Below are 23,587 nucleotides of genomic sequence, written 5' to 3' on the forward strand. Positions count from 1 at the left end.
CGGTATTGCTGGATCAGGCTTTCGCCCATTGTCCAATATTCCCCACTGCTGCCTCCCGTAGGAGTCTGGGCCGTGTCTCAGTCCCAGTGTGGCTGATCGTCCTCTCAGACCAGCTATAGATCGTCGCCTTGGTAGGCCTTTACCCTACCAACTAGCTAATCTAACGCAGGCTCATCTCATAGCGCGAGGTCCGAAGACTCCCCCGCTTTCCCCCGTAGGGCGTATGCGGTATTAGCGTGAGTTTCCCCACGTTGTCCCCCACTATGAGGCAGATTCCTACGCGTTACTCACCCGTCCGCCACTCGTCAGCGCCCGAAGGCCTGTTACCGTTCGACTTGCATGTGTTAAGCATACCGCCAGCGTTCAATCTGAGCCATGATCAAACTCTTCAGTTTATATCATTTTGCCACTCAATAAGATGAGTAGCCAATCTTGGCTCGACTACAGAATTAAACGTATAAATTACTTTTTACGTGTAGTTCTTGTGTCGACTATTTATTACAAGCATAAATCGTTCATCACAAGCACCCACACAAATTATTTTGATCAGGTTTTTAAAGAGCGTGGAGTTAAACCCCGGTTGAGCTGGACAATTATACAGATCCAATTCAGTTTGTCAACACCCTGTTAACTTTATTTTTCATTCCGAACCACCGAAGCCATTTACCGAACCCCGATGAAGCCGACCATTATAACCTACTCAGTCCGCTTGTCAACATCCTTGCCAACTTTATTTCTTGTTGCTGTCTCTGCCAAGGCGCCTGCCCTGAAAGAACTGCGCATTCTACAGCCTTTTCAGCCTGCGTCAAGAAGTTATTTTCTTATAAACGCTCTTTATGCATTCAACCAATCCAAATATCTTGCGACGCCTTGCTTAACGGTCAAAAAGTCCTTCGTGTACCCAGCCTCTCTTAGCCCGGAAATATCCGCTTGGGTATAGCTCTGATACGCGCCCTTTAAATGCTCGGGAAACGGGATATACTCAATCTCCCCTTCTTTATGCCAATCAGTCACTGCCTGAGCGACCACATTAAACGTTTCCGCTCGCCCCGTTCCTACGTTATAAATACCGCGTTGCTCCGGATGATCCAAAAACCACAAATTTACATCCACAACATCATCAACATGAACAAAGTCCCGCTTTTGTTCGCCATTAGCCATGCCATCGCAACCCTCAAACAACTTTGCTCTTTTTTGCTCAATAACCTGCCGATTAAAATGAAATGCAGTGCTACTCATAGAGCCTTTATGCTGCTCTCTTGGTCCGTAAACATTAAAATAGCGAAAACCGACAATCGGACTTTTTGTTTTAGTTAATAAGGGACGGACATATTGATCGAATTGAAATTTTGAATAGGCGTACATATTGATAGGATGCTCGCAGCTACGATCAACCCGAAATCCATGCTCGCCAGTCCCATAAACCGAAGCGGAAGATGCGTACATAAATGCGACGTTCTTTGCGATGCACCAATGCAATAAACGCTTGGAATAATCATAATTATTCATCATCACATACTTTCCATCCCACTCCGTCGTCGCAGAACAGGCCCCCTGATGAAAAACCGCCCGTACCCCATCAAAAAAATGAGCCACGCCAATTTTCTCGATAAACTCCTCCTTGTCCATGTAATCGGCGACATCAAGATCGGCTATATTGTGCATTTTTCGCCCATTAACCAAATGATCAACCAGCAATATATTTCGCTCGCCTCGCTGGTTTAATGCTCGAATAAGATTACTTCCAATAAAACCAGCCCCACCCGTAACAACAATCATTCCAGTCCCCTCGCTTTTTTAATCATCGCAGTTGTAGATTGCCCGTCAACAAATTGCAAAATCTTTACTTCTCCACCCGCCCGAATAACGCAATCGCCACCGGCGACTTGCTCCGAGCTGTAATCGCCACCCTTGACGATGACGTCCGGCAACAGCCGGCAATACAATCTTTCAGGCGTTTCCTCTTCGAATGAAACCACCCAGTCCACGCAGGCTAACGCCGCCAGAACCGTCATCCGTTCCTGCAAGCCGTTAATAGGCCGGGACTCGCCCTTGAGCTGCCTGACCGACGCATCGGAATTTACCGCCACTACCAAGCGTTCGCCCAGTGCCTTGGCCTGCTGCAAATAAGTCACATGCCCGGCGTGCAATAAATCGAAGCACCCGTTGGTCATGATGATCCGTTCATCATGGGCTTTAGCGCCGACCATTATCCGCGCCAGTTCGTCTTCCGAAACGATACCGTATTGGGAATCCCGGTCGCCGTGCATGGCCCGTGTCAACTCCTGCATCGACACTGTCGATGTACCCAGTTTTCCGACCACTATACCGCCCGCCAGGTTGGCCAGATACATCGCGTCATACAACGCCATATCCAGCGCCACAGCCAACGCCATCACCGCAATAACCGTATCTCCGGCACCGGTAACATCAAAAACATCCTTGGCCTGAGCCGGCAATGAATGCACTTGGGCATCCTGTATCAACGTCATACCCGCCTCGCCGCGAGTCAGCAAAAGCGTCGGGATTTGATACTGTTTTAACAGCGCTCGCCCTTTTTCAATTAAATCATCTTCGTTTCCAGCAACGCCGACCACCGTCTGCAATTCAGACAGGTTTGGCGTTATCAGGTCTGCATGCGCATAACACTGATAATCCGCACCTTTCGGATCCACCAAAACCTTAATACCGGCTTGCTTGGCTTCAATAATATATGTTGAAACATCCGCCAAGGTTCCTTTGCCGTAATCCGAGAAAACAACCGTGTTATTTTCAGGCAAATGCTTAACCAGCCGCGACAACAAGGCATCCGAATCAAACTTAAGGGACGTCTCTTCAAAATCAATACGGATGAGCTGCTGATGTTGCGCCATAACCCGCAACTTGCAGATGCTGCGAATTTCCTGCTCGACCACAAAATCGCAGACCACGCCTTCCGCTTCCAGCAGCCGCCTTAGTGCATCGCCCTCGGCATCATCACCGACAACGGCCAGCAGAGTCACCTTGCCGCCTAATTTGGCAATATTGAGCGCGACATTGCCCGCGCCACCGACGCGATCTTCAATAGTTTTAACCCTGACCACCGGCACCGGCGCTTCCGGCGAAATGCGCGCGGCCTGCCCGGACCAGTATCGATCCAGCATCACATCGCCAATGACTATGATCCGAGCTTGCCCAAACTCAGGTGCAGCTGCCAACATCAATAAGCCCCCTCAATCGCGCCACACCACCAGTGGCCTATCAATATATGCGCCTCCTGAATTCTTGCAGTCACATCCGAGGGAACGATCACCGAATGCGTAACCTGCCTGCTCAACTCGCCGCCTTCACACCCGGTTAACCCGATAACAGCCATACCTTTCAACCTTGCAGCGTCCACCGCGTTTAATATATTTTTGCTGGTTCCTGATGTGGAAATAGCAATCAGGCAATCTTTTTCATTGGCAATGGCTTCAATCTGCCTGGAATAGACCGTATCGAATCCTATATCATTGCTGTGCGCCGTTAAAATCGAGCTGTCTGTGGTCAACGCAATGGCAGCCAGAGCCTTCCGGTTTTTTTCATATCTGACCACCAACTCCGCAGCGATATGCTGACAATCGGCCGCACTGCCGCCATTGCCGCACAACAATATTTTCCCGCCCTGCCTTAATGTTTCAATCAGCAACGCTCCGGCCGCCTCAATAGCCCCGGAACAATCAGCCAAGCGCTCCATCATGGCCTTATGCTCTTCAAGCTCGGAAATAAATGTCTTCAAAATAATGCCCCCTAGGCAATGTCTGAATGTAATGCTTCAGTAGCGGCGATCGGTTGATCGCCCTTGCGATGTTCCTTAAATTGCATGGAATGCAAACGCGCATAGGCTCCATTTTTTGCAATCAGCTCCTGATGAGAGCCTCTTTCCACGATGCGCCCGTGATCCATAACCAAAATTATATCTGCATTTTCAATGGTCGACAGTCGATGGGCAATAACCAGCGTCGTCCTATTGCTCATGACTTTTTGCAGCGCCGCCTGTATAAACCGCTCCGATTCGGTATCGAGCGCCGATGTTGCCTCATCCAGTATCAATATGGGGGCGTCTTTCAGCAATGCCCTGGCCAACGCTAACCTTTGCCGTTGTCCGCCGGATAGTTTGACGCCATTCTCGCCTATTTCCGTATCCAGCCCCTGTTCATACTTGGCGATAAATTCCATCGCATAAGCGTCGGTTGCAGCCTGAGTTATTTCGCTTCGGGTTGCGGTCGCAAGCGACCCGTAGGCGATATTGTTGGCTATCGTGTCATTGAATAAAGTGACTTGCTGGTTGACCAGCGCCAACTGTTTCCTCAAATTTGCCAACTCATACGTATTAATTTCCACACCGTCCAGCAATATCTCGCCGGTATCATGCGGATAAAAACGCGAAACCAAATTGGCGAGCGTACTTTTACCGCCGCCGGAAGCCCCTACCAGCGCAATGGTCTGTCCCGGCTCGGCCTTAAAATTGATGTCGATCAGCGCAGGCTCATTTGCGCCCGCATATTGAAAGGTCAAATTTTTGAATTCTAGGGCGCCTTTGCATCTTTCGGCTTGATACGTGCCCTCATCCAACTCTCCCGGCTCATCCAGAATTTCGAATAACGATTCGGCCGCCGCGATGCCTTTTTGAATATCGCCATTTGCATCACTCAACTGCCTGATAGGCCTCGGCAATAAAAATGCCGCCGTCAGGTAGCCGACAAACTCGCCGACACTGGCTTGCTTCATGAAAAACAAAGCCATATACATCAGAAATGACAATGCGATGGCGATAATAAACTGCATGATCGGATTGTGTATCGCCATCGTCGTTGACAGCTTTAGCGATTGCCTCCGGTTGTATAGACTGCTTTCCAGAAAGCGCCGACGCTCGTATTCTTCGCCGCCGTAACTGCGCACTACCCGGTGTCCGCCCACCAATTCCGACGTGATATGCGTCATGTCGCCAATCGATTCTTGTATTTTTTTACTGATTCCACGGAGACGCTTACTCACATAGCTCACCAGCACCACAATAATCGGCGCTATAGCGATAAAAACCAGCGACAACATCCAGTTTGAATAAAACAAATAGATTAACAAGCCTATCGCAGTAAAGCCTTCGCGTACAAAGGTACGCACTGCGTCCGTGGTGGCCTGGGTAACCTGCCCGACATTATTGGTTATCCTTGAAATCATGTATCCGCTGTTATTCGCGTCAAAGTAGGCTGTCGGCAGTCGCGTATACTGATTAAAAATTTCACAGCGCAAGGCATGTACGACATTGGTGGATACTTTAGCCAGAAAATAGTTGCCCAAATATGCGCCAATCCCATGCACTACAATTAAACCGCTAAACAATAACGGCAAATAATACATTCCCTCCCGGCTCTCGGTTTGCAAGGTATCGATGATATGCTTGATCAATGCCGCAAATAAGGTCTGGGTGCCTGAATACATCAGGAAGCCAACAATACTGATTGCAAAAAGACCACGATGCGGCTTTACATAGGTCAATAGCCGCTTATATATTTGAGTGCTTGCTTTGGATGCTTTGTTCATATTTTTGAAAATTTCATTAACAGGTAAAGCTATTTAATCTTGCGCTGAGTCGAGGAGCTACTCAAAAGATACTGGGAGACGCCTTTTGTTGCGACAATAAAATCCCACTGCTTCAGGCGGTCCAACAATCGTTGGTAATTAAGGTCTTGTTTGCTTTTGTCATTATGAGGGTGCCATAAATGCAGCACAGGCACCGCAAATCGCCCTTCCTTGCGTTTAATGCCGGCGTGTATCAAGCGAATAACCAGGTCGGAATCCTCAAAACCCCAGCCTTCAAAAAGCTCATCAAAACCATTAGTCCGTATAAAGTCGCTTTTCCAGAGCGCCAAATTGCAGGTCATGGCTTTTTGCCACTTATCAGGTTGCGATTTTCTTAAAAACCCTAAGGGCAGCCGAATAAAGGCGGAAATCCGGTTGATCTTTTTTTGTAGCCAAAGGGAAATAAAATGACTCAGCGGTTTTTGGTGCAATGGAATATGTTTTTCAATAACTTCCTGAGTAAACGACTCGCTTAGCAGCACCCTGTTTCCCGGCACAAAATACCCGGACTCCGCCAACTGCCGGTGCCGTGCGATAAAATCAGGCCCAAGAATGCAGTCGCCATCGATAAACAGCAAATATTCACCCTGACTGCTCGCAACCGCCTTATTCCTGATGGTTCCCGCCCTGAATCCGTGATCATCATGATGCACATATTGAATGGGCACCGGGCTTTTAGCGCTATAGGCTTGGGCCTGCGCCTGATTGACCGGTGTGGAGCCATCATCAGCGATGATAATTTCAAACGCCGGATCGCGCTGGGCAAACAAGCTGTCCAGACAGAGTTCTAATGCGGCCGGCCAGTTATAGGTGGTTACGATAACAGAGATTAAATTCATTGTTAACGGGACTGCCGGTTTTGCAATTCCAGCAGTTTAAGATACTTATAATAAGCGCCTTCCGCATTGGAAATCGACAGCATCAGCCCTTCCCGCCCGTCCAGAATAGCGGCTTTAAGCCAATAGGTGCGAATGAATGTCCAAAACGCTTTTAAGATGGCCTTGCTCAAAGATGAGCGAACGCCCCGTTGATAAAGCAACTCAGCACCCAAGGTCGAATAGCAATTCACTTTATGCAAAACCTCATCCAGGTTTATAAAAGCATCATGCAGCAACGGAGTGGTTAACTGCCCGATTTGCCCCTGAACAATAATACGCTCATGAACGACTGAATCAGTAAACTGACCGCAATCACGACGAAACAGCCTAAGCACATGATCCGGCCACCAGCCGCCATGGCGCATTTGCCTGCCGCAATAGCTGGAAAGACGCGGAATCTCATAGCCGTTATAGCCTTCCTGCCGGAGCGCTGTTTCGATTTCCGACCTTAATTCCGGCGTTACAACTTCGTCGGCATCTACCGATAAAATCCAGTCGCCGCTGGCTTTATCGACAGCGCGTTGTTTCTGAATACCGAAGCCGGGCCAGTCTGTTTGGTAAACATTATCGGTGTATCGACGACAGATCGCGACCGTATCATCCTCGCTACCTGAATCCAGAACGACAATCTCGTCGGCCCATGAAATTGACTCCAGACAACGAGCGATATGCCCGGCTTCGTTTTTTGTAATGATGACTACACTAAGCATGGCGTATCGATAGAAGAATAAATTGTTAGCGCCATAATTGATAAATGTGTTTTCGCTTAAGCTTTTCCCAATTGAACAACAGGCGCTGCAACCAGACAGGCGGGGCTTTTTCGACAGCGCTCATAAACAAGCCGGCCTTACTGCCTTGCTCCACCACGGGTTCTTCGAGCCACAGCATGCTGATTCCCAGTTCCCGATCGATTTTTTCAAACTGATTGTCTATCGGCAATGAAACCTTGTTGCGGCTAATCCAGTCCAGCCGTTTTTGTGCCGTGTTGCAATCAATAATATAGGAATCGGTAAATCGACCGCGAGAACCCAGGTACAAATGCTGACCGGGTTTTCTAAGGCTTTTCGGCGTATAAAAGTTGCCGCCGCAACCAATAAAAATGACTTTCGGCCCGTCAAAGCGAGGGCTTTCTTCCAGCGCATAATGCAGGCCTTCGTTAAACCTTGGGGAAAAAATGGCATCATCTTCCAGAACCAATGCCTGTTGCTGTTTGTTTGCAACAATGCTTTCCAGGGTCATGATGTGTTTTAGAGCGCATGACATTTGGTTGGGCGACAAGTTGTCGCCAATAAAATACTTATTAATAATCTCGGCTGTCAGCTCATCGGCGTCGCCGTCAAGAACAAACTCGGCCGTCATATCTTTCCTTAAAAGCTGCGCCTCCATAAACGCGCGACGCTCATGGAATGCTTTTACGTTTATTACGTAAAGACCATCCAGTTGTTTTGTTGCTAAATGCATTCCGACTGTTACCTTGAAAAACTTGGGGGGCTATATCGGGAAACTTTACCAAAAACCGCAAGTAAAGCGAAATCAATTACGGACAAATCACCATTTATCGTTATTCAATCGACAGGATTACTCTTTTCCAAGCGCCCGCCGAATAGCGTCTTTGACCCGTTCAGGGCTAAGCGTATCAAGACACAGGCTTCGGCTTTGCCGATGTTTATCACAGCCTTCCAAATGACAGGGGACGCAGTCCCCTTTACCTTGAATCAAGCTGATATTGTTAAGCTGCAGGCTGCCTGTTTTATGAAAAGGATTTATGTTTTGGTTATACCCGGCAGGCCAAGGCGCCCACTTTACCGGATTGGTCGGCCCATAAAGCGCAATCACCGGAATTCCTGTTGCAACCGCCAAGTGAGTGATACCGGTATCCGGGCCGATATATAGTTTTGCCTGGGCAATAATAGTTGCCAACTGAGCCAACGAAACCTGGCCCGCCAGATTGATCGTATCATCGGGAAGTTGACGTTGGATATTGGCGACATAATCAACTTCCTCTCGGGCCGGTCCTCCCGAAAGAACCAGTCTTAATCCCAGTTTTTTAAGATAAAGGCCAATCTCTATCCAGCCTTCTACAGTCCATTGCTTGTATGTCCACTGTGGATGCGGGTGCAAAACGGCATAACCGGCATTATCAGCTAAAAAAGGAAATTGCCGCACCAACTGGCTGGCATCATTGATTTGCGGAGGAACCAGTGAAAAACACTTCGGAACATTGATCAACTCCAGCAACTTCAAGTGTTGCAGAACCGTATGCGTATTGTCGTCGTCAAATTCTGTCCAGCGTTGAACAAAAAAACGCTTCCACCAGCCCGTGGTGTTTTTCGGCGGCACAACGGCAACCCGTAATGGTGCTGCAAGTAATGTATATAAAAAAGGGCGGTCCCCGGCCTGCGTCGCAATGGCAAGATCATACCGCCTGAACAACTGCCGTAATAACTGCCAATAATCATGGAGCTTAGGGCGGTTAGGCGTAGTAATGATATGACTTATATCAGGATTGCCTTCGAGCATGGAGGCGGTATTGCGAAACACCAAGACATCAAGCTGAGCATCTGGATAAGCCTGCCGCAACGAATGCAATAAGGGTGTTGTCAGCAGCACATCGCCTAGGTACCGCATTGCGATTACCAGGATTTTTGTTGGCTTTGGCTGTAAAGAGGGGTAGCTTTTCATTGATTGAATTATGTTCCGGCGATTACTAGCAGATCATTGAAGTTAACGCGACTCAATGAGCTGCTTGCAATAAAATCAACGCCAAAATAATAATCTAAAACATCCTTACACTTCTGCGCCGTTTAACCAAAGGTCATGCTTATTGCACATACTCAATGCGTAAATCGGTCCACTGTAGTCATGCAGTGTAAAGGTTGATATTGCTGCCGTGTCCTTAGTAGGATTAAAAAGGTATTCATCTATAAACTTATAGTTTTGATCCAGCAAAACATGTTTAACAATATAGTGCTCGTAACCTTTCATTTCATGCGCTGTTACGATTTTTACAGCGACATTTCCTCCCGTTTTTTCTATTTCAATGTTGGGCAAGTGCGTTGCAACCTTATCGCTCCAGCGACCGGGCGCCTCTTTTGTATAATAGATGTTTCCTGTAGCTGCCTGTTTGCCGCTGTCAGCCAGCGCAATTGTTGGCACGATTATACCGGCGCTCACACCCGCTACACTTAATCTAATAAAATCACGACGTTCCATAACACTCACTCTTTTTTGATTACTGATTATCCCTGTTTATCACAGAGGGGTTTTACTTATACTAGCAAATCCGATCGACGCGATTTCATCTAAGCACCTTATTCATTCTCCGCACCTTGATATGCATTTTTCCGCAATTTGCCGGATTTTATCCAGTCGCGAGCATTCTTCGCGCTTCTTAATACCGGCGCGGCCCCGCCCATGGCTACCGCATCGACCAGACAATACCAGGCAGCAACTCCGCTAGGAGGATTCCCCTGAGGCAGGCTCAGAACCGGATCGATTGCCGCCCATTTCCAGGTCTCGACGGCAGTGCCAATTAACTCCAGCCATGTGGTAATAAAAAAGGCCGCCAGATAAACCATTGGCGAGCGACCTTTAAAAAGATAACCCAGAAAAACACAAAACAGTAATGCGCCTACTGAATCGCCCCGTTCGGCATAACCGCTGATACCCCAAATTGACCATGCGCCGCACACCAATACCACCGAAGTAGCGATTTCTCTGGCATAACGCTGGAATAATCCGGAACGCCCCAGCGCGACAGCGGTTAAATAAACCATGCCGTGGCCGGGCGGCACATAAGCGGGCACATTCTCAAACCGATACGTGTATCCGCCCATAAAAGGCGACGCAAAATGCTCGCCGATAGTGGCAAAAATGACAGCGATGGCAACCTGCACTCTGATTTCCCTATTTTCACCGAGCAACAAACCGATCACAAACACCCAGGCGCAAACGCCGAGGGCATTTTGCTTTTCCAAACTCGCATTCGCGTCGCTCACTAAGCAGACCGCCACGCAAAAAAAAGTAAACGCCGCTATAAAATAGTCCCGTTTTCTATGGGCGTAAGCGACGTTAACTGGTGGAAAATGACGTAACACAACGACCTCTTTTGAATTTTATTTTTTAACGCTACCAGTGCTCAGGCCTGTAGGGACAACCGGTCGGATCGATCCAACACTAGCCAAACATCCAGGCTATCACCGCATATCGACCCAACTTACCCAGCAATATGATTAAACAAGCCTGGAAGAATGGCAGTTTTAGCCATCCGCCCGCAAAACACAAGGCATCCCCAACCACCGGCAACCAGGTAAAAAACAGCGTCCAGATACCTTTTTTTCTAACGACATCCAACGCTTTCTGTTTTTTTTCCGATAAAAGCGTGGCAACCGGGAATTTTTTAGCCGCCAGCACACCCAAGCCCCATGTGGTCATGGCACCCAGCGTGTTGCCTATTGTTGCAACGATGACTAAAAGCCCAACCTGATAATGTCCTGCCGCTACCATATAAGCCAAAACGGCTTCCGAGCCCCCTGGCGCTATCGTTGACGATATAAATGCGCTGAGGAACAGCCCGCCTATTTCAAACCCTATGTCTTGCACTTTTTTCTCTCAAAAAAAATCCCTGCACTCAAAAAAGCGCAGGGATTTTTATGTTGCCTGGACTCATCTGCCAGGCAATATCTTGTTTTTATTGGAAATAACCAGCTTCACCAAACGGGACAACAGCTTTACAACCAACTCAATACCCGCTCTCACCCAATCAAAAATAGTGGCGATCGCCTCTGATACACTCATACCTTTAAATTTTTTCGCCAAAAATGGCGCAAACAGCAAGCCGATCACCAGACCGATCACAGTAACACCTGAAATAACGGAATCTTCTTTTGGCGGCTGTATTACCGGCGCAGGCTTATTGGCGACAACAGTCGGTGCGGCTTCAGCTGCGGCTGAAACGTCGGCCATCACTGTCGACAGGCTTCCCTTGTAATCATCGGCTATCACATAAGCCGTCACTCCTGGAATACTGGGCAGATCGCCATCGCCTTTACCGACTTTCAACTGGGCTTTCATACCTTTTTCCATATGCTGGGCGATGTCGCAATGCACCAGATAGGTTTTATCGCCGGGAGGCAGGATCAATGTTCCGGAGATTTTTGCAGGCCCTGATATTTCCAAATGGAACATACCTTTGGGGTATAAATACTTGGGCAAGCCGTGCATCATCCATTGATGACGGACATTATCATCATTGATGAAATGAACGGTCAGCTTGGTGCATGGCTTAAAATTAAATTCCTGAGTATCGAATGCAAACATTCTGCCGGGAAATTTCTCGGCATATTTATGACCGGCATGCACAGTAATTTCCTTGGTCTCAGCGATACTGTCGCAGCCACCCGGTAATGTACTGGAATTTTGACCCATGACCATACCGCCGGCCATGTCCATTAAATGGCCATCACCGTGATCCATGAGCATACCATCATGATCTTCATACTCCACTGCCGATACCGGCGCAGAAAAAAGAAAAATCAGTACCCCAGCCGATAATAACTTCACCATTATTCATTACCTCTATTATTCAATAAAATCAAAGCTTCCGCTCCTCCATCTTACCCACATCCCTGTAGGCGATGCCATTGCCCTGTTGCGGTGAACGCTACCCGTAACGGCGCAATGGCATCAACAACTGTCTGCTTAGCTTTTAAGCTTCGCTATCGCTTCATCTACCTTGCTTTTGAAACCGGCGTGTGACAGATAAAGTACATATAGACCGGCCAATGCGAAAAATGCATACAGGAGTAGATTGTTTTTGCTCACTGCTTTACCACCGCCTGCACTAAAACCCATGTGCGCATCTAATCTATTACCCGCATCAGGAACCAGAGTAATATGAATCAGGTATTTGCCTGGCTCAGGCACACCATTTGGCAGTTTTAATTCAACAGTGCCTTTTTTATGTTTTGCCGCTGGCAAGAAGAATACGCGAGTACCTTCTGGCTCTTTTGTCACCTCAAACTCAACCGCCATATCCCTGTATTTCATATCTTGATAGTCGAATACAAGTAAAGTCATTTCATTAGCGCGAGGAAGATTGGCGCAAAAATCTTCTGCGGGAAATGCGTTAGGTTGATAAGCGGTATAATGCAGCCAATGAGTAGGCTCCAATTCAAATTTACATTGGTCAGTATCGGTGCCTGCGGCTCCGCCGTGCGCCCATAACGATGCAGAAAATAACAATCCCAGAAGTACCAGGAAACCCTTTCTTAAAATGTGTGTACTGTTCATAATGCCTTCCAGTTTTGATAAAATTATTATTATGAGAAAGATGTAAATGCTATCAATTTTAAACCTATCGAAAATAAGCATCTTCTGCTGTATTTTTGAGCAATAGCAGCGGTTAACTCTAGCACATCGATTTGGTCAAATAAAGGAATTGATGGAAGAGCAACCCGCAAGCGCCAGTATATAAGCAAAAGATAATGCACCGCTATACTATTGCTATCCTTCCCTGCTTTTCGTAGACTTAAGTTAACTTTATTCAAACGGAGCTTTACGCATGTCATCTTTGACCACTTCTACAGCCTGGACAGCTTTAATAACACATCACAACGAAACCAAAAACATCCTCCTACGCGACAGCTTTAACGCTGACAATACCCGCCATGCCAAGTTCTCCCTCCATTTCAACGACATTTTATTTGATTACTCCAAAAACAGAATAACCGATCAAACCCTGCCTTTACTGATTGATCTTGCTAAACATGCCGGGCTGGACGCAAAAATCAAAGCCATGTTTTCCGGGGCGGAAATAAATAAGACCGAACACAGATCCGTCCTGCATACCGCCTTACGCAACAGAAGCAATCAACCTGTTTATGTCGACGGGCAGGATGTGATGCCGCAAATCAACAGCGTTCTTGCCAAAATGCGAACTTTCAGCACCCGCGTGCGCTCAGGCGAATGGCGCGGCTATACCGGCAAGGCAATTACCGACATCGTTAACATCGGCATAGGCGGTTCCGATTTAGGACCGAAAATGGTTTCTACGGCGCTTACGCCCTATGCTTCAGAAACATTAAAAGTTCACTTTGTTTCCAATATCGACCAGGCCGATCTTGTTGAGACCCTCAAGCACTTATCTCCTGAAACGACACTCTTTCTTATTGCGTCTAAAACATTTACCACGCAAGAAACCATGACCAATGCAAAATCGGCAAGAAGCTGGTTCCTTGACAGCGCGCAAGATCAACAGGCCATTGCCAAGCATTTTGTCGCCATTTCTACAAGCACCCGGAATGTTGCCGAATTCGGTATAGATACCAATAATATGTTCGAGTTCAGGCATTGGGTCGGCGGACGTTATTCGCTGTGGTCGGCCATAGGGCTGTCTATCGCTTTATATGTCGGCATGGATAACTTCGAGGAGCTTTTACAAGGCGCTTATGAAGTCGACGAGCATTTTCGCGCCACGCCTTTTGAAAAAAATATCCCGGTCATCATGGGCTTGCTCGGCATTTGGTATAACAACTTTTATAACGCCGAATCCCACGCCCTGTTGCCTTACGACCAGTCCATGCTTTATTTCGCCGATTATTTTCAGCAAGGCGACATGGAAAGCAATGGTAAAAGCATAGATCTTAATGGTGATAAAGTAGATTACAGCACCGGCCAGATTATCTGGGGACAACCCGGCACCAATGGCCAACATGCTTTTTTCCAGCTGATCCATCAGGGTACCAAACTCATACCCTGCGACTTTCTGGCCGCCGCAAACAGTCACTACAAGCTGCCCGAGCATCATGATATTTTGATTTCAAACTTTCTCGCCCAACCGGAAGCCTTGATGAAAGGCAAAACAGCCGAAGAAGTTAAACAGGAATTATCAGCCGAAGATCAGGCCGACGCCGTATTGGTCGCCTCCAAAATATTTGACGGCAATAAACCGTCCAATTCGTTTTTATTCAGCAAACTGACACCCAAAACCTTAGGCTCGCTGATTGCATTTTATGAACATAAAATTTATGTTCAGGGCGTCATCTGGAATATCAACTCATTTGACCAGATGGGCGTGGAATTAGGAAAAACCTTAGCCAAAATCATCCTGCCGGAACTTCAAAATGACAAGATCATCGACAGCCACGATAGCTCAACCAATGCATTGATTAATGCCTACAAACAATCACGACTGCCGTAAACAGCGGAAGTGTCGCAATCGGTATGGAATCGATGCGACCGGCAACCTTGATTCGACTGCCCAGACTGATTATCGGCGTTATTTTTGCAGCCACGCTGACGACTTGCGATAACGGATTCCTGTCGCGCAACAAACTGGAACAAATCAAGCGGACAGGAGTCTTACACGTATTAACCCGAAACGATCCCACAACCTATTATGAAAGCCCGGAAGGCTACACCGGCCTTGAGTATGACCTGGTTGTGCTGTTCGCCGACCAGTTAGGCGTTAAAGTAAAATTCGAAACACCCAATACCTTTGATGATATTTTAAACCGCATCACCAAAGGCAAGGCCGACATCGCAGCCGCAGGCCTGACCGTCACCGAGCGGCGTAACAAAAAAATGCGCTTTGCTCCCGCCTACCATGAAATAACCGAACAGCTCATTTACCGGTCGGGCACTCGCCGCCCCAATAATATCAGCAGCCTGACCCACGGCATTATCGAAGTTGCCAAAAGCACCAGCCACATCGACAGCCTGATCTATCTACAGAGGGATACGCCTGACCTGGCCTGGAATGTTAACGATGAGCTGGATACCGATGGCTTGCTGTACCTGGTTAACGAAGGACTTATCGATTACACCGTAGCCGACTCGAACCAGACCGTTTTAATCCGCCGCTTTTACCCCAAACTTAACATTGCGTTCGACATTTCCGAACCCCGTCAACTGGCTTGGGCGTTAAGCCCATCGGACGACAACAGCTTATACGATGAAGTGACGCGTTTTTTCGAGCGTATAAAAAAGGACAAGACGCTCGACCAGCTCCTTGAAAAACATTACGGACATACCAGCAGCTTGAGCTATATCGGCAACTGTAAATTTCGCCAGCAACAAAAAAGCAGGCTCCCGCTGTATCAAAAATATTTTAATTCGGCGGCAGCGCAATACAACATAGACTGGCGCTTATTGGCCGCAATCGGCTATCAGGAATCCCGCTGGCTGGATAAAGCCGTTTCCCCGACCGGCGTCGAAGGCATTATGATGTTAACCAATGACACGGCCGCTGGACTCGGCATCAAAAATCGCACCGATCCGGCGCAAAGCATCGCCGGCGGCGCCCGCTATTTTCAGCAAAGAATCCAAACTATCTCCGAACAAATTCCGGAACCGGATCGCACCTGGTTTGCCTTAGCCTCATACAATGTCGGGCTGGGCCATCTTGAAGACGCCAGAGCATTGACAACAAAGCAAGGCGGCAACCCCGATAAATGGATGGATGTCAAACAGCGACTGCCCTTGCTGACTCAGGAAAAATGGCACCAACAGACCAAGCACGGCTACGCCCGAGGCCAGGAACCGGTTGAATTTGTGGAAAATATCCGCAGTTATTACGACTTACTGGTCTGGCTAACCGAAGAAAACCAAATCAAGAAAAATGCCATGGAAGTCGATAGCGAAGATCCTGAGCATGAAGCGGTCACTATTGATCCGGCGGCGCTTTAAAAGCCTTTTATTCCTACCGCCTGGCTTTAAAAAAATCCCTCAGCATTTCCGAGCATTCCGTTTCCAGCACGCCGCCATCCCAACTGATCCGGTGATTTAAAAAAGGCGCATCGGTCAGGCTTAGTGCATTGCACACCGCGCCTCGTTTGGGATCGTACGCGCCGAACACCAGCCGCTTGATCCGTGCATGACTCATTGCCCCTATGCACATCACGCAAGGCTCCAACGTCACGTACAAGGTCGCATCATTCAAACGATAATTTTGAACGTGAACTCCGGCGCCTCGCATTGCCACCACTTCGGCGTGGGCGGTCGGATCATGGCTGGTTATCGGAATATTCCAGCCTTCTGCGATACATCGATTGTCCCTGACTACGATAGCGCCGACCGGGACCTCACCCTGTTGCTCGGCCCGTTGCGCCAGCCTGATGGCATGACGCATCCATGCTTCATCCGTGGTCTGGTTTATTCCCATTCAATCGTTGCGGGAGGCTTGCCGCTGATGTCGTAAGCGACACGGGAAATGCCGGGGACTTCATTGATAATGCGCCGGGAAATCAAATCCAGAAACTCATACGGCAAATGCGCCCAGCGAGCGGTCATAAAATCGATGGTTTCGACGGCGCGGATGGCGATCACATAATCGTAACGCCGACCGTCGCCCATCACGCCGACCGACTTGACCGGCAGAAATACCGCAAACGCCTGACTGACCTTGTCATACAGATCATGGCGATACAGCTCTTCGATAAAAATGGCATCGGCCTGGCGCAATAAATCGGCAAATTCCTTTTTCACTTCGCCTAAAATTCTGACGCCCAAACCGGGACCGGGAAACGGATGGCGATAAACCATATCCGCAGGCAAACCCAGCTCTACGCCCAGCTTCCTGACTTCGTCCTTGAACAGTTCGCGCAACGGCTCAACCAGTTTTAACAGCATATTTTCCGGCAAACCGCCGACATTGTGATGCGACTTGATCAAATGCGCTTTGCCGCTTTTGGAACCGGCCGACTCGATCACATCGGGATAAATCGTGCCTTGCGCCAGCCATTTTGCATCGGCTATTTTCGCGGCTTCCTCGTCAAAAATATCAATAAACAGGCTGCCGATGATTTTGCGTTTTTGTTCCGGGTCGGTGATGCCGCTCAAGGCGTCCAGATAGCGCTGCTCGGCGTCCACCCGGATAACCTTGACGCCCATGTGCTCGGCAAAAGTCGCCATCACTTGATCGCCTTCGTGCAGACGCAGCAAGCCGGTATCGACAAAAACGCAGGTCAACTGGTCCTCAATGGCCTTGTGCAGCAGCGCGGCAACAACCGACGAATCAACGCCGCCGGACAAGCCCAAAACCACATGATCGGTGCCGACCGTTTTCCTAACGACTTCGATGCTGTCTTCGATAATATTGCTGGATGTCCACAACGCTTCGCAGCCGCAAATCTCCAACACAAACCGCGACAATATCCGTCCGCCTTGTTTGGTGTGGGTGACTTCGGGATGAAACTGCAAGCCGTAAAAGCCCTTGTCTTCATTAGCGATACCGGCAATCGGCGCACCGTCCGAGCTGGCAATCAGACTAAAACCGCTCGGCAAATCAACCACGCGATCGCCGTGGCTCATCCAGACGTCCAGCAGGCCATAGCCTTCGGACGACAAATGATCCTCAATGCCGGTCAGCAATTTCGAATGGCCGCGCGCCCTGATTTGCGCATAGCCGAACTCCCGATGATCGGAACTTTCGACCTTGCCGCCCAATTGCTCGGCCATGGTTTGCAAACCATAGCAGATGCCCAGTACCGGAACGCCCAACTCGAAAACGATTTGCGGCGCTCTGGGCGTATCGCCGCTGGTTACCGTGTCAGGGCCGCCGGATAAAATAATGCCGTTGGGTGCGAATTTTTTGACTTGTTCAGCGTCGCATTCGCAGGAATAAATTTCGCAATAGACGCCGATTTCACGAATACGACGCGCGATCAGTTGAGTGTATTGCGAGCCGAAATCCAGAATCAGGATTTTGTGGGTATGGATGTTTGGGGATTGTTGTTTCACGATAGAACTCTTTTAGATCAGGCGAAAGGTTAAGGGCGAAGGGCAAAGGACGAAAGGCGAAAAAACCGAGCTTCAAAATTAGGTCAACCTTTAGCCCTTCGCCTTTCGTCTTTCGCCTAAACTCACTCCATCCGGTAATTAGGCGCTTCTTTAGTGATGGTCACGTCATGCACATGGCTTTCGCGCATACCGGCACTGGACACCCGCACAAACTGCGCTTTTTCATGCATCATCGCAATGGTTTGGCTGCCCGTGTAACCCATGCTGGCACGAATACCGCCCAGTAACTGATGAATAACGGCCAGCAAACTGCCTTTATACGGTACCCGGCCTTCTATACCTTCCGGCACCAATTTTTCAGCCGAATCGGTTTCTTCCTGAAAATAGCGATCGCTGGAACCTTGCTGTTGCGACATCGCGCCCAAAGAACCCATGCCGCGATAGGATTTATAAGACCGTCCCTGAAACAACTCGATCTCTCCCGGCGCTTCCTCGGTTCCGGCAAACAAACCGCCCAACATCACCGCATAGGCACCGGCAGCCAGCGCTTTGGCGACATCGCCGGAATAACGGATACCGCCATCGGCAATCAACGGCACGCCGGTTCCTTTTAGCGCATCGGCGACATTGCTGACTGCGGTAATTTGCGGCACACCGACACCGGCAATAATACGGGTCGTACAGATAGAACCGGGGCCGATGCCGACTTTAACGCCGTCCGCGCCTGCCTCAACCAAGGCCAGCGCTGCCGCCGCCGTGGCAATGTTGCCGCCGATAACCTGCACATCAGGATAGTTCTGCTTTACCCAACGCACCCTGTCCAATACGCCTTGAGAATGTCCGTGAGCGGTATCGACGATAATCACGTCCACACCGGCGGCAACCAGGGCGGCGACACGCTCTTCCGTACCTTGCCCGGTACCGATTGCCGCGCCGACCCGCAACCGTTCCTGTTCGTCTTTACAGGCCAACGGGTAATCTTTGGCTTTTTGTATATCTTTTACCGTAATCATGCCGCGCAAATGGAAAGCATCATTGACCACCAGCACTTTTTCGATGCGATGTTCATGTAACAAGGCAATCACTTCTTTACGATCGGCATTTTCACCCACCGTAATCAAACGCTCTTTGGGCGTCATGACTTTTGAAACCGGCTCATCAAAGCGCGTCTCAAAGCGCAAGTCACGGCTGGTCACAATACCGACCAACTCATCGCCATTGACCACCGGTACGCCGGAAATATTTTTGGATCGGGTTAAGGTGATCACGTCCCGTATGCTCACATCCGGCGTAACGGTGATCGGATCTTTAATCACTCCGCTCTCGTATTTTTTAACGCTACGGACTTCACGCGCCTGCTGCTCGGCCGTCATATTCTTATGAATAATGCCGATACCGCCTTCCTGGGCAATCGCAATCGCCAGCCGGGCTTCGGTAACCGTATCCATCGCCGCCGCAACCAGAGGGATATTGAGCGTAATGCCCCGCGTCAGCTGGGTCTTCATTTCTACGTCGCGTGGCAGCACAGTCGAGTGCGCAGGCACTAATAAAACGTCATCAAACGTGAGCGCTTCCTGAATAATTTGCATAAACCACACCTTATAACTCAGTGAAAAATAACCGCGCATTATACATCGTAGGATGGGTAGAGCGCGAGCGAAACCCATGATTTGTTGCATAATTGCGGAATTTTCGGTTGAGGAGATGTGCGTTTTCGGCATCTAGCGTTTAGGTTTATTAGCCACGGCCGTTGTGAGTAAACACCCTCGTGGCTTTATAGGCAGCTATCTGAATTTATTTTAGGCCGCACTAAAATTTAAAAATCACTCAAGTATGCCCTCCATTGATTCAATCAATGCGCTTAAGCCTGCTTTAATCGTCAATCTATATAAATAATTAAGGACATCAATGAGCCTGCAAAATTTTTATTGTCGTTATGAGCGAAAACCGGTTTTTAGCCCCGCACCAAGACAGCCCAACTTAAAAGCAGAAATTTTAATCCCAAGAAAATCGCTTGGAATTAAAAACTACCTGAGACTTTGTTAATATAAAGCATTAAGCTAAATCGCAGGTTCATTCGATAGGTGATAGCACTTATTGATTGAACAAGTCGAACACTCTAACCTACTGACACTAACTACAATACCAACCGGTCTTTTTGGATAATGGCATATGAATCGTTGTTAACCGTTTTGCAGCATAGACAGAAGCTTTCTGCCGCAGAATTAAAAAAAGTCGAGCGCGTACAGAAGACATCTGTATCGGAAAGTGTGCCGCAGTTGCTGGTCAAACTGGGGCTGTGTTCGGAGCTTGATGTAGCCGACGCTTTTGTTGAATCGGGCCGCTTTGAAAAGGTTACACCGGATCACTATCCGCTGGAAATGCAGCTGCCGGAAACCGTACCGTTACGGTTTTTAAAAAACTACCATGTCATCGGCTTGACTCACAATGACGACATCACCGTTGCACTGATGGACCCCGAAGACCGCTTTGTCATTGACGCGTTAAAGCTGGCGACCGGAAAAAACATCATCGCCAAAGTCGGCCTGCTTTCGGAAATCGATGCGGCGCTGGAAGTGCAGTATGGCGAAGGCCGCTCGCAAATGGATAAACTCGTTGACGATCTGGCCGTCGATGATCTGGGCGAGGAAGATCTGGAGCATTTAAAAGACTTGGCCAGTGAAGCGCCGGTGATCAAAATGGTCAATTTGATCATGCAGCGGGCGATTGAAAGCAGGGCCTCGGATATTCACATCGAGCCCTTTGAGCAATCGCTAAAAGTCAGGCTGCGTGTCGATGGCGTGTTAAAGGAAATAGACGCGCCTTCGGTCAAATCCACCGCAGCGGTGATTTCGCGGGTCAAGATCATGGCCAAGCTGAACATCGCCGAGCGCCGTCTGCCGCAGGATGGCCGCATCAAAGTGCAAATGCTGGGCAAGGAACTGGATTTACGGGTTTCGACCATACCGACGATGTACGGCGAAAGCGTGGTGATCCGCTTGCTGGACAAGGAAACTACGGTACTGGATTTTGCCGCACTGGGCTTTTCCGGCAAACATTTGCAGCAGTTTATCGAGGTACTGTCCCAACCGCACGGGATTATCCTGATTACCGGCCCTACCGGTAGCGGAAAATCCACCACGATGTATGCCGCGTTAAAACAACTCAACACTTCCGAGCGAAAAATCATCACCGTTGAAGATCCGGTCGAATACCAGATGGACGGGGTCAATCAGATTCAGGCAAAACCGCAAATAGGCCTAACCTTTGCGTCGGCGCTGCGTTCTATCGTGCGGCAAGATCCCGACGTAATCATGATCGGCGAGATGCGCGATCTGGAAACCGCAAGAATCGCCGTGCAATCGGCGCTGACCGGGCATTTGGTATTATCGACGCTGCATACTAACGATGCGGCCGGCGGTGTAACCCGCTTGCTGGATATGGGCCTGGAAGAATACCTGCTCACCTCCACCGTTAACGGCATATTGGCGCAACGCCTGGTAAGAAAACTGTGTCCTGCGTGCAAGCAACGCTATACGCCATCCCAAGACATTATCGACGGCATGAGATTAAGGCGGTTTACGCCAGAAGGCGATATTGTTTTATACAAACCTGTAGGTTGCCCGTCATGCGGGGGTTTAGGTTACCGCGGGCGGCTGGCGATTATCGAGTTTCTGCAAATGACCGATCCGCTCCGCAAATTGATTATGGCGCATGAAGAAGCCGGAGCCATTCAAAGACTCGCCATTGAGGAAGGCATGACAACGATGTACGAAAACGGCTTGGTCAAAGCCCTGCAAGGCATTACCACGCTGGAAGAAGTGCTACGGGTCACGTCGGAAACCTAATGCTATTAGGATATGCCGACTTTAATAGAACACAGATGACGGGGGTGGTTACGCTGGTTCCCAAGCTCCAGCTTGGGAACCCAGTTGACGAAGCTCCAGCTTCGCGAGACGGAAAGCTGGAGCTTCCCGCACCGAATTCCCAAGCTGGAGCTTGGGAACTAGCAAAAACGGAGCAAAGATTTAGCTTTATCAGCGACAATCCGTCAAATCCGCGTCATCCGTGTTCTCGGCAACCGCTCCTGCGTTGCTCTACCTCCTGCATCCCTGCAGTCGTATTCTTTTGCTGCTGAGTAGTCGTATGTTATTTGCCTATAAAGCGGTTAACAGTCTGGGCGAAACCGAAGAGGGCGTCAGGGATGCGGTTGATGAACAGCAGTTGATTGCAACGTTACAGACGGAAGGCTACATTCCTATTCGCGTAGTCCCGGCCGGCGCCAAATCGTTTCTGGGTTTAAGGCTGGGCATCAAGCAGACCAAATTATCGCAAAAGGACATCGCCCTGTTCACCGGCGAATTGGCAACCTTGCTGGAATCCGGTTTGCCTTTGGATAAATCCTTGCTGGTATTGATCGACTTGACTGAAGACAACGAGCGGGTGACCAAGTTGATCGGCAGGGTTCTGGAGAAAGTAAAAGGCGGCGCAACCTTGGCCGATGCGCTGGAAAAACAGTCCGGCATTTTCAGCAAGTTTTACCTGAACATGATACGCGCCGGTGAGGCGGGCGGCAGTCTGGGCGAAGTACTGGGGCGCTTGTCCGAGTATCTGGAGCGCTCCCGTGAATTGAAAGAGACGGTCAGTACGGCATTGATCTACCCGGCCATTTTGTTGATCATGTCGCTGGCCTCGCTGTTTGTGATGCTGACTTTTGTAGTGCCGCAGTTTTCCGAGATGTTTGAAAGCGCAGGCAAGGCACTGCCGGTATCGACCCAGATCGTGGTGGGCTTGGCCGAATGGCTGCAAAGCTATTGGTGGATGCTGGTTTTAGGTGTGATATTAATCACCGGCTATATGAACCTTCAGATGGCCGATCCGGTAAAAAAGAAGATTTGGGACGGGCGTTTTTTGAAGCTGCCGCTGGCGGGGACGATTATCCTGAACAAGGAAACCGCCAACATCAGCCGCACGCTGGGCACTTTACTGGGTAATGGCGTTTCGATACTGGCGGCTCTGGTTATCGTTCGCGAAACGGTAGACAACCTGGTTTTGGCGGCGGCCATTCAGGACACCGAAGAGCAGTTGAAACAGGGTAGAAATATGTCGGATGCCTTATTGGAGAAAGGCATATTCCCAAAGATGGCCATGCAAATGATAAAAATGGGCGAAGAGACCGGACGTCTCGAAGAAATGCTGCTGCGGGTGGCGACGATTTACGATAAACAGCTTAGAGTGGCAATACAGCGTATGCTGGCATTGCTGGAACCGGCGTTGATAATTTCACTGGGATTGATGATTGCAGGCATCATCGTATCGATTCTGCTGGCTATCCTGAGTGTTAATGATTTGGCTTTTTAAGAGGAAAA

At 49.0% G+C, this 23,587-nt stretch carries 20 protein-coding genes and 1 other annotated feature (1 of these 21 cut by a window edge); of the genes, 4 read left to right on the forward strand and 16 right to left on the reverse strand.

Going from position 1 to position 23,587, the window contains the following annotated elements; all coding sequences use genetic code 11:
• Positions 1-387, reverse strand: a sequence feature (16S ribosomal RNA rRNA prediction is too short); it reaches 115 nt to the left of the window's first position.
• A 447-nt stretch (positions 388-834) separates the two neighbouring features.
• From rfaD to METTU_RS08970, 13 genes are all read right to left on the reverse strand, one after another.
• A complete protein-coding gene (gene rfaD / locus METTU_RS08910) occupies positions 835-1,779 on the reverse strand; it encodes an ADP-glyceromanno-heptose 6-epimerase (RefSeq protein ID WP_006891070.1) in 945 nt (314 codons plus the stop codon).
• The gene (gene hldE / locus METTU_RS08915) at positions 1,776-3,200 is read right to left on the reverse strand and encodes a bifunctional D-glycero-beta-D-manno-heptose-7-phosphate kinase/D-glycero-beta-D-manno-heptose 1-phosphate adenylyltransferase HldE (RefSeq protein ID WP_006891071.1); all 1,425 of its coding nucleotides are present in this window, start codon (positions 3,198-3,200) and stop codon (positions 1,776-1,778) included. Before hldE ends, rfaD begins: the two co-directional genes overlap by 4 nt.
• Complete coding sequence (locus tag METTU_RS08920; protein WP_040579725.1) at positions 3,200-3,757, reverse strand: D-sedoheptulose-7-phosphate isomerase; 558 nt, start codon at positions 3,755-3,757, stop codon at positions 3,200-3,202. Before METTU_RS08920 ends, hldE begins: the two co-directional genes overlap by 1 nt.
• Before the next feature lie 11 nt (positions 3,758-3,768).
• Positions 3,769-5,562: a lipid A export permease/ATP-binding protein MsbA gene (gene msbA, locus METTU_RS08925; protein WP_006891073.1), complete on the reverse strand. Its 1,794-nt coding sequence runs from the start codon at positions 5,560-5,562 to the stop codon at positions 3,769-3,771.
• A gap of 29 nt (positions 5,563-5,591) precedes the next feature.
• A complete protein-coding gene (locus METTU_RS08930; RefSeq protein WP_006891074.1) occupies positions 5,592-6,440 on the reverse strand; it encodes a glycosyltransferase family 2 protein in 849 nt (282 codons plus the stop codon).
• Positions 6,441-6,442: 2 nt separating this feature from the next.
• Positions 6,443-7,189: a glycosyltransferase family 2 protein gene (locus tag METTU_RS08935; RefSeq protein ID WP_006891075.1), complete on the reverse strand. Its 747-nt coding sequence runs from the start codon at positions 7,187-7,189 to the stop codon at positions 6,443-6,445.
• Between the two features lie 25 nt (positions 7,190-7,214).
• Positions 7,215-7,940, reverse strand: a complete 726-nt coding sequence (locus METTU_RS08940; protein ID WP_006891077.1) for a glycosyltransferase family 25 protein — start codon at positions 7,938-7,940, stop codon at positions 7,215-7,217.
• A 117-nt stretch (positions 7,941-8,057) separates the two neighbouring features.
• Positions 8,058-9,161, reverse strand: coding sequence for a putative lipopolysaccharide heptosyltransferase III (gene rfaQ / locus METTU_RS08945; RefSeq protein ID WP_006891078.1), 1,104 nt, complete (start codon positions 9,159-9,161; stop codon positions 8,058-8,060).
• Between the two features lie 105 nt (positions 9,162-9,266).
• Positions 9,267-9,692, reverse strand: coding sequence for a desulfoferrodoxin family protein (locus METTU_RS08950; RefSeq protein ID WP_006891080.1), 426 nt, complete (start codon positions 9,690-9,692; stop codon positions 9,267-9,269).
• A 98-nt stretch (positions 9,693-9,790) separates the two neighbouring features.
• The gene (locus METTU_RS08955) at positions 9,791-10,576 is read right to left on the reverse strand and encodes a hypothetical protein (protein WP_006891082.1); all 786 of its coding nucleotides are present in this window, start codon (positions 10,574-10,576) and stop codon (positions 9,791-9,793) included.
• A gap of 79 nt (positions 10,577-10,655) precedes the next feature.
• Complete coding sequence (locus tag METTU_RS08960; RefSeq protein WP_006891084.1) at positions 10,656-11,081, reverse strand: YqaA family protein; 426 nt, start codon at positions 11,079-11,081, stop codon at positions 10,656-10,658.
• A gap of 63 nt (positions 11,082-11,144) precedes the next feature.
• Complete coding sequence (locus tag METTU_RS08965) at positions 11,145-12,044, reverse strand: cupredoxin domain-containing protein (RefSeq protein ID WP_006891086.1); 900 nt, start codon at positions 12,042-12,044, stop codon at positions 11,145-11,147.
• A 135-nt stretch (positions 12,045-12,179) separates the two neighbouring features.
• Complete coding sequence (locus METTU_RS08970) at positions 12,180-12,770, reverse strand: hypothetical protein (protein WP_040580281.1); 591 nt, start codon at positions 12,768-12,770, stop codon at positions 12,180-12,182.
• A 271-nt stretch (positions 12,771-13,041) separates the two neighbouring features.
• On the opposite strand from METTU_RS08970, the gene pgi reads away from it, so the two are divergent.
• Positions 13,042-14,679, forward strand: coding sequence for a glucose-6-phosphate isomerase (gene pgi / locus METTU_RS08975; RefSeq protein WP_006891089.1), 1,638 nt, complete (start codon positions 13,042-13,044; stop codon positions 14,677-14,679).
• A 23-nt stretch (positions 14,680-14,702) separates the two neighbouring features.
• Positions 14,703-16,166: a membrane-bound lytic murein transglycosylase MltF gene (mltF, locus tag METTU_RS08980; RefSeq protein ID WP_006891090.1), complete on the forward strand. Its 1,464-nt coding sequence runs from the start codon at positions 14,703-14,705 to the stop codon at positions 16,164-16,166.
• Positions 16,167-16,179: 13 nt separating this feature from the next.
• Here the strand turns inward: mltF and tadA are convergent, their stop codons facing one another.
• The 3 genes from tadA to guaB all read right to left on the reverse strand — a co-directional run bounded on the left by tadA (position 16,180) and on the right by guaB (position 19,807).
• Entirely contained in the window at positions 16,180-16,641 is a 462-nt protein-coding gene (gene tadA, locus METTU_RS08985; RefSeq protein WP_006891091.1) for a tRNA adenosine(34) deaminase TadA, read from the reverse strand.
• Positions 16,632-18,218, reverse strand: coding sequence for a glutamine-hydrolyzing GMP synthase (gene guaA / locus METTU_RS08990; RefSeq protein ID WP_006891093.1), 1,587 nt, complete (start codon positions 18,216-18,218; stop codon positions 16,632-16,634). The genes tadA and guaA overlap by 10 nt, the downstream gene beginning before the upstream one ends.
• Positions 18,219-18,340: 122 nt before the next feature.
• On the reverse strand, positions 18,341-19,807 hold the full coding sequence (guaB, locus tag METTU_RS08995) for an IMP dehydrogenase (protein ID WP_006891094.1): 1,467 nt from the start codon (positions 19,805-19,807) through the stop codon (positions 18,341-18,343).
• 576 nt (positions 19,808-20,383) lie between these two features.
• Here guaB and gspE point away from each other — a divergent pair.
• Positions 20,384-22,066, forward strand: coding sequence for a type II secretion system ATPase GspE (gspE, locus tag METTU_RS09000; protein WP_006891096.1), 1,683 nt, complete (start codon positions 20,384-20,386; stop codon positions 22,064-22,066).
• 298 nt (positions 22,067-22,364) lie between these two features.
• Entirely contained in the window at positions 22,365-23,579 is a 1,215-nt protein-coding gene (locus METTU_RS09005) for a type II secretion system F family protein (protein ID WP_006891097.1), read from the forward strand.
• Positions 23,580-23,587 lie beyond the last annotated feature (8 nt).

This window comes from Methylobacter tundripaludum SV96 (assembly GCF_000190755.2).
In the GTDB taxonomy this organism is placed as follows: Bacteria; Pseudomonadota; Gammaproteobacteria; order Methylococcales; family Methylomonadaceae; genus Methylobacter_A; species Methylobacter_A tundripaludum.

Coding starts and splice junctions, on each gene's coding strand:
- rfaD (WP_006891070.1), bottom strand. CDS start 1,779: ATGATTGTTGTTACGGGTGGGGCTGGTTTTATTGGAAGTAATCTTATT.
- hldE (WP_006891071.1), bottom strand. CDS start 3,200: ATGTTGGCAGCTGCACCTGAGTTTGGGCAAGCTCGGATCATAGTCATT.
- msbA (WP_006891073.1), bottom strand. CDS start 5,562: ATGAACAAAGCATCCAAAGCAAGCACTCAAATATATAAGCGGCTATTG.
- METTU_RS08930 (WP_006891074.1), bottom strand. CDS start 6,440: ATGAATTTAATCTCTGTTATCGTAACCACCTATAACTGGCCGGCCGCA.
- METTU_RS08935 (WP_006891075.1), bottom strand. CDS start 7,189: ATGCTTAGTGTAGTCATCATTACAAAAAACGAAGCCGGGCATATCGCT.
- METTU_RS08940 (WP_006891077.1), bottom strand. CDS start 7,940: ATGCATTTAGCAACAAAACAACTGGATGGTCTTTACGTAATAAACGTA.
- rfaQ (WP_006891078.1), bottom strand. CDS start 9,161: ATGAAAAGCTACCCCTCTTTACAGCCAAAGCCAACAAAAATCCTGGTA.
- METTU_RS08950 (WP_006891080.1), bottom strand. CDS start 9,692: ATGGAACGTCGTGATTTTATTAGATTAAGTGTAGCGGGTGTGAGCGCC.
- METTU_RS08965 (WP_006891086.1), bottom strand. CDS start 12,044: ATGGTGAAGTTATTATCGGCTGGGGTACTGATTTTTCTTTTTTCTGCG.
- METTU_RS08970 (WP_040580281.1), bottom strand. CDS start 12,770: ATGAACAGTACACACATTTTAAGAAAGGGTTTCCTGGTACTTCTGGGA.
- pgi (WP_006891089.1), top strand. CDS start 13,042: ATGTCATCTTTGACCACTTCTACAGCCTGGACAGCTTTAATAACACAT.
- mltF (WP_006891090.1), top strand. CDS start 14,703: ATGGAATCGATGCGACCGGCAACCTTGATTCGACTGCCCAGACTGATT.
- tadA (WP_006891091.1), bottom strand. CDS start 16,641: ATGGGAATAAACCAGACCACGGATGAAGCATGGATGCGTCATGCCATC.
- guaB (WP_006891094.1), bottom strand. CDS start 19,807: ATGCAAATTATTCAGGAAGCGCTCACGTTTGATGACGTTTTATTAGTG.
- gspE (WP_006891096.1), top strand. CDS start 20,384: ATGGCATATGAATCGTTGTTAACCGTTTTGCAGCATAGACAGAAGCTT.
- METTU_RS09005 (WP_006891097.1), top strand. CDS start 22,365: ATGTTATTTGCCTATAAAGCGGTTAACAGTCTGGGCGAAACCGAAGAG.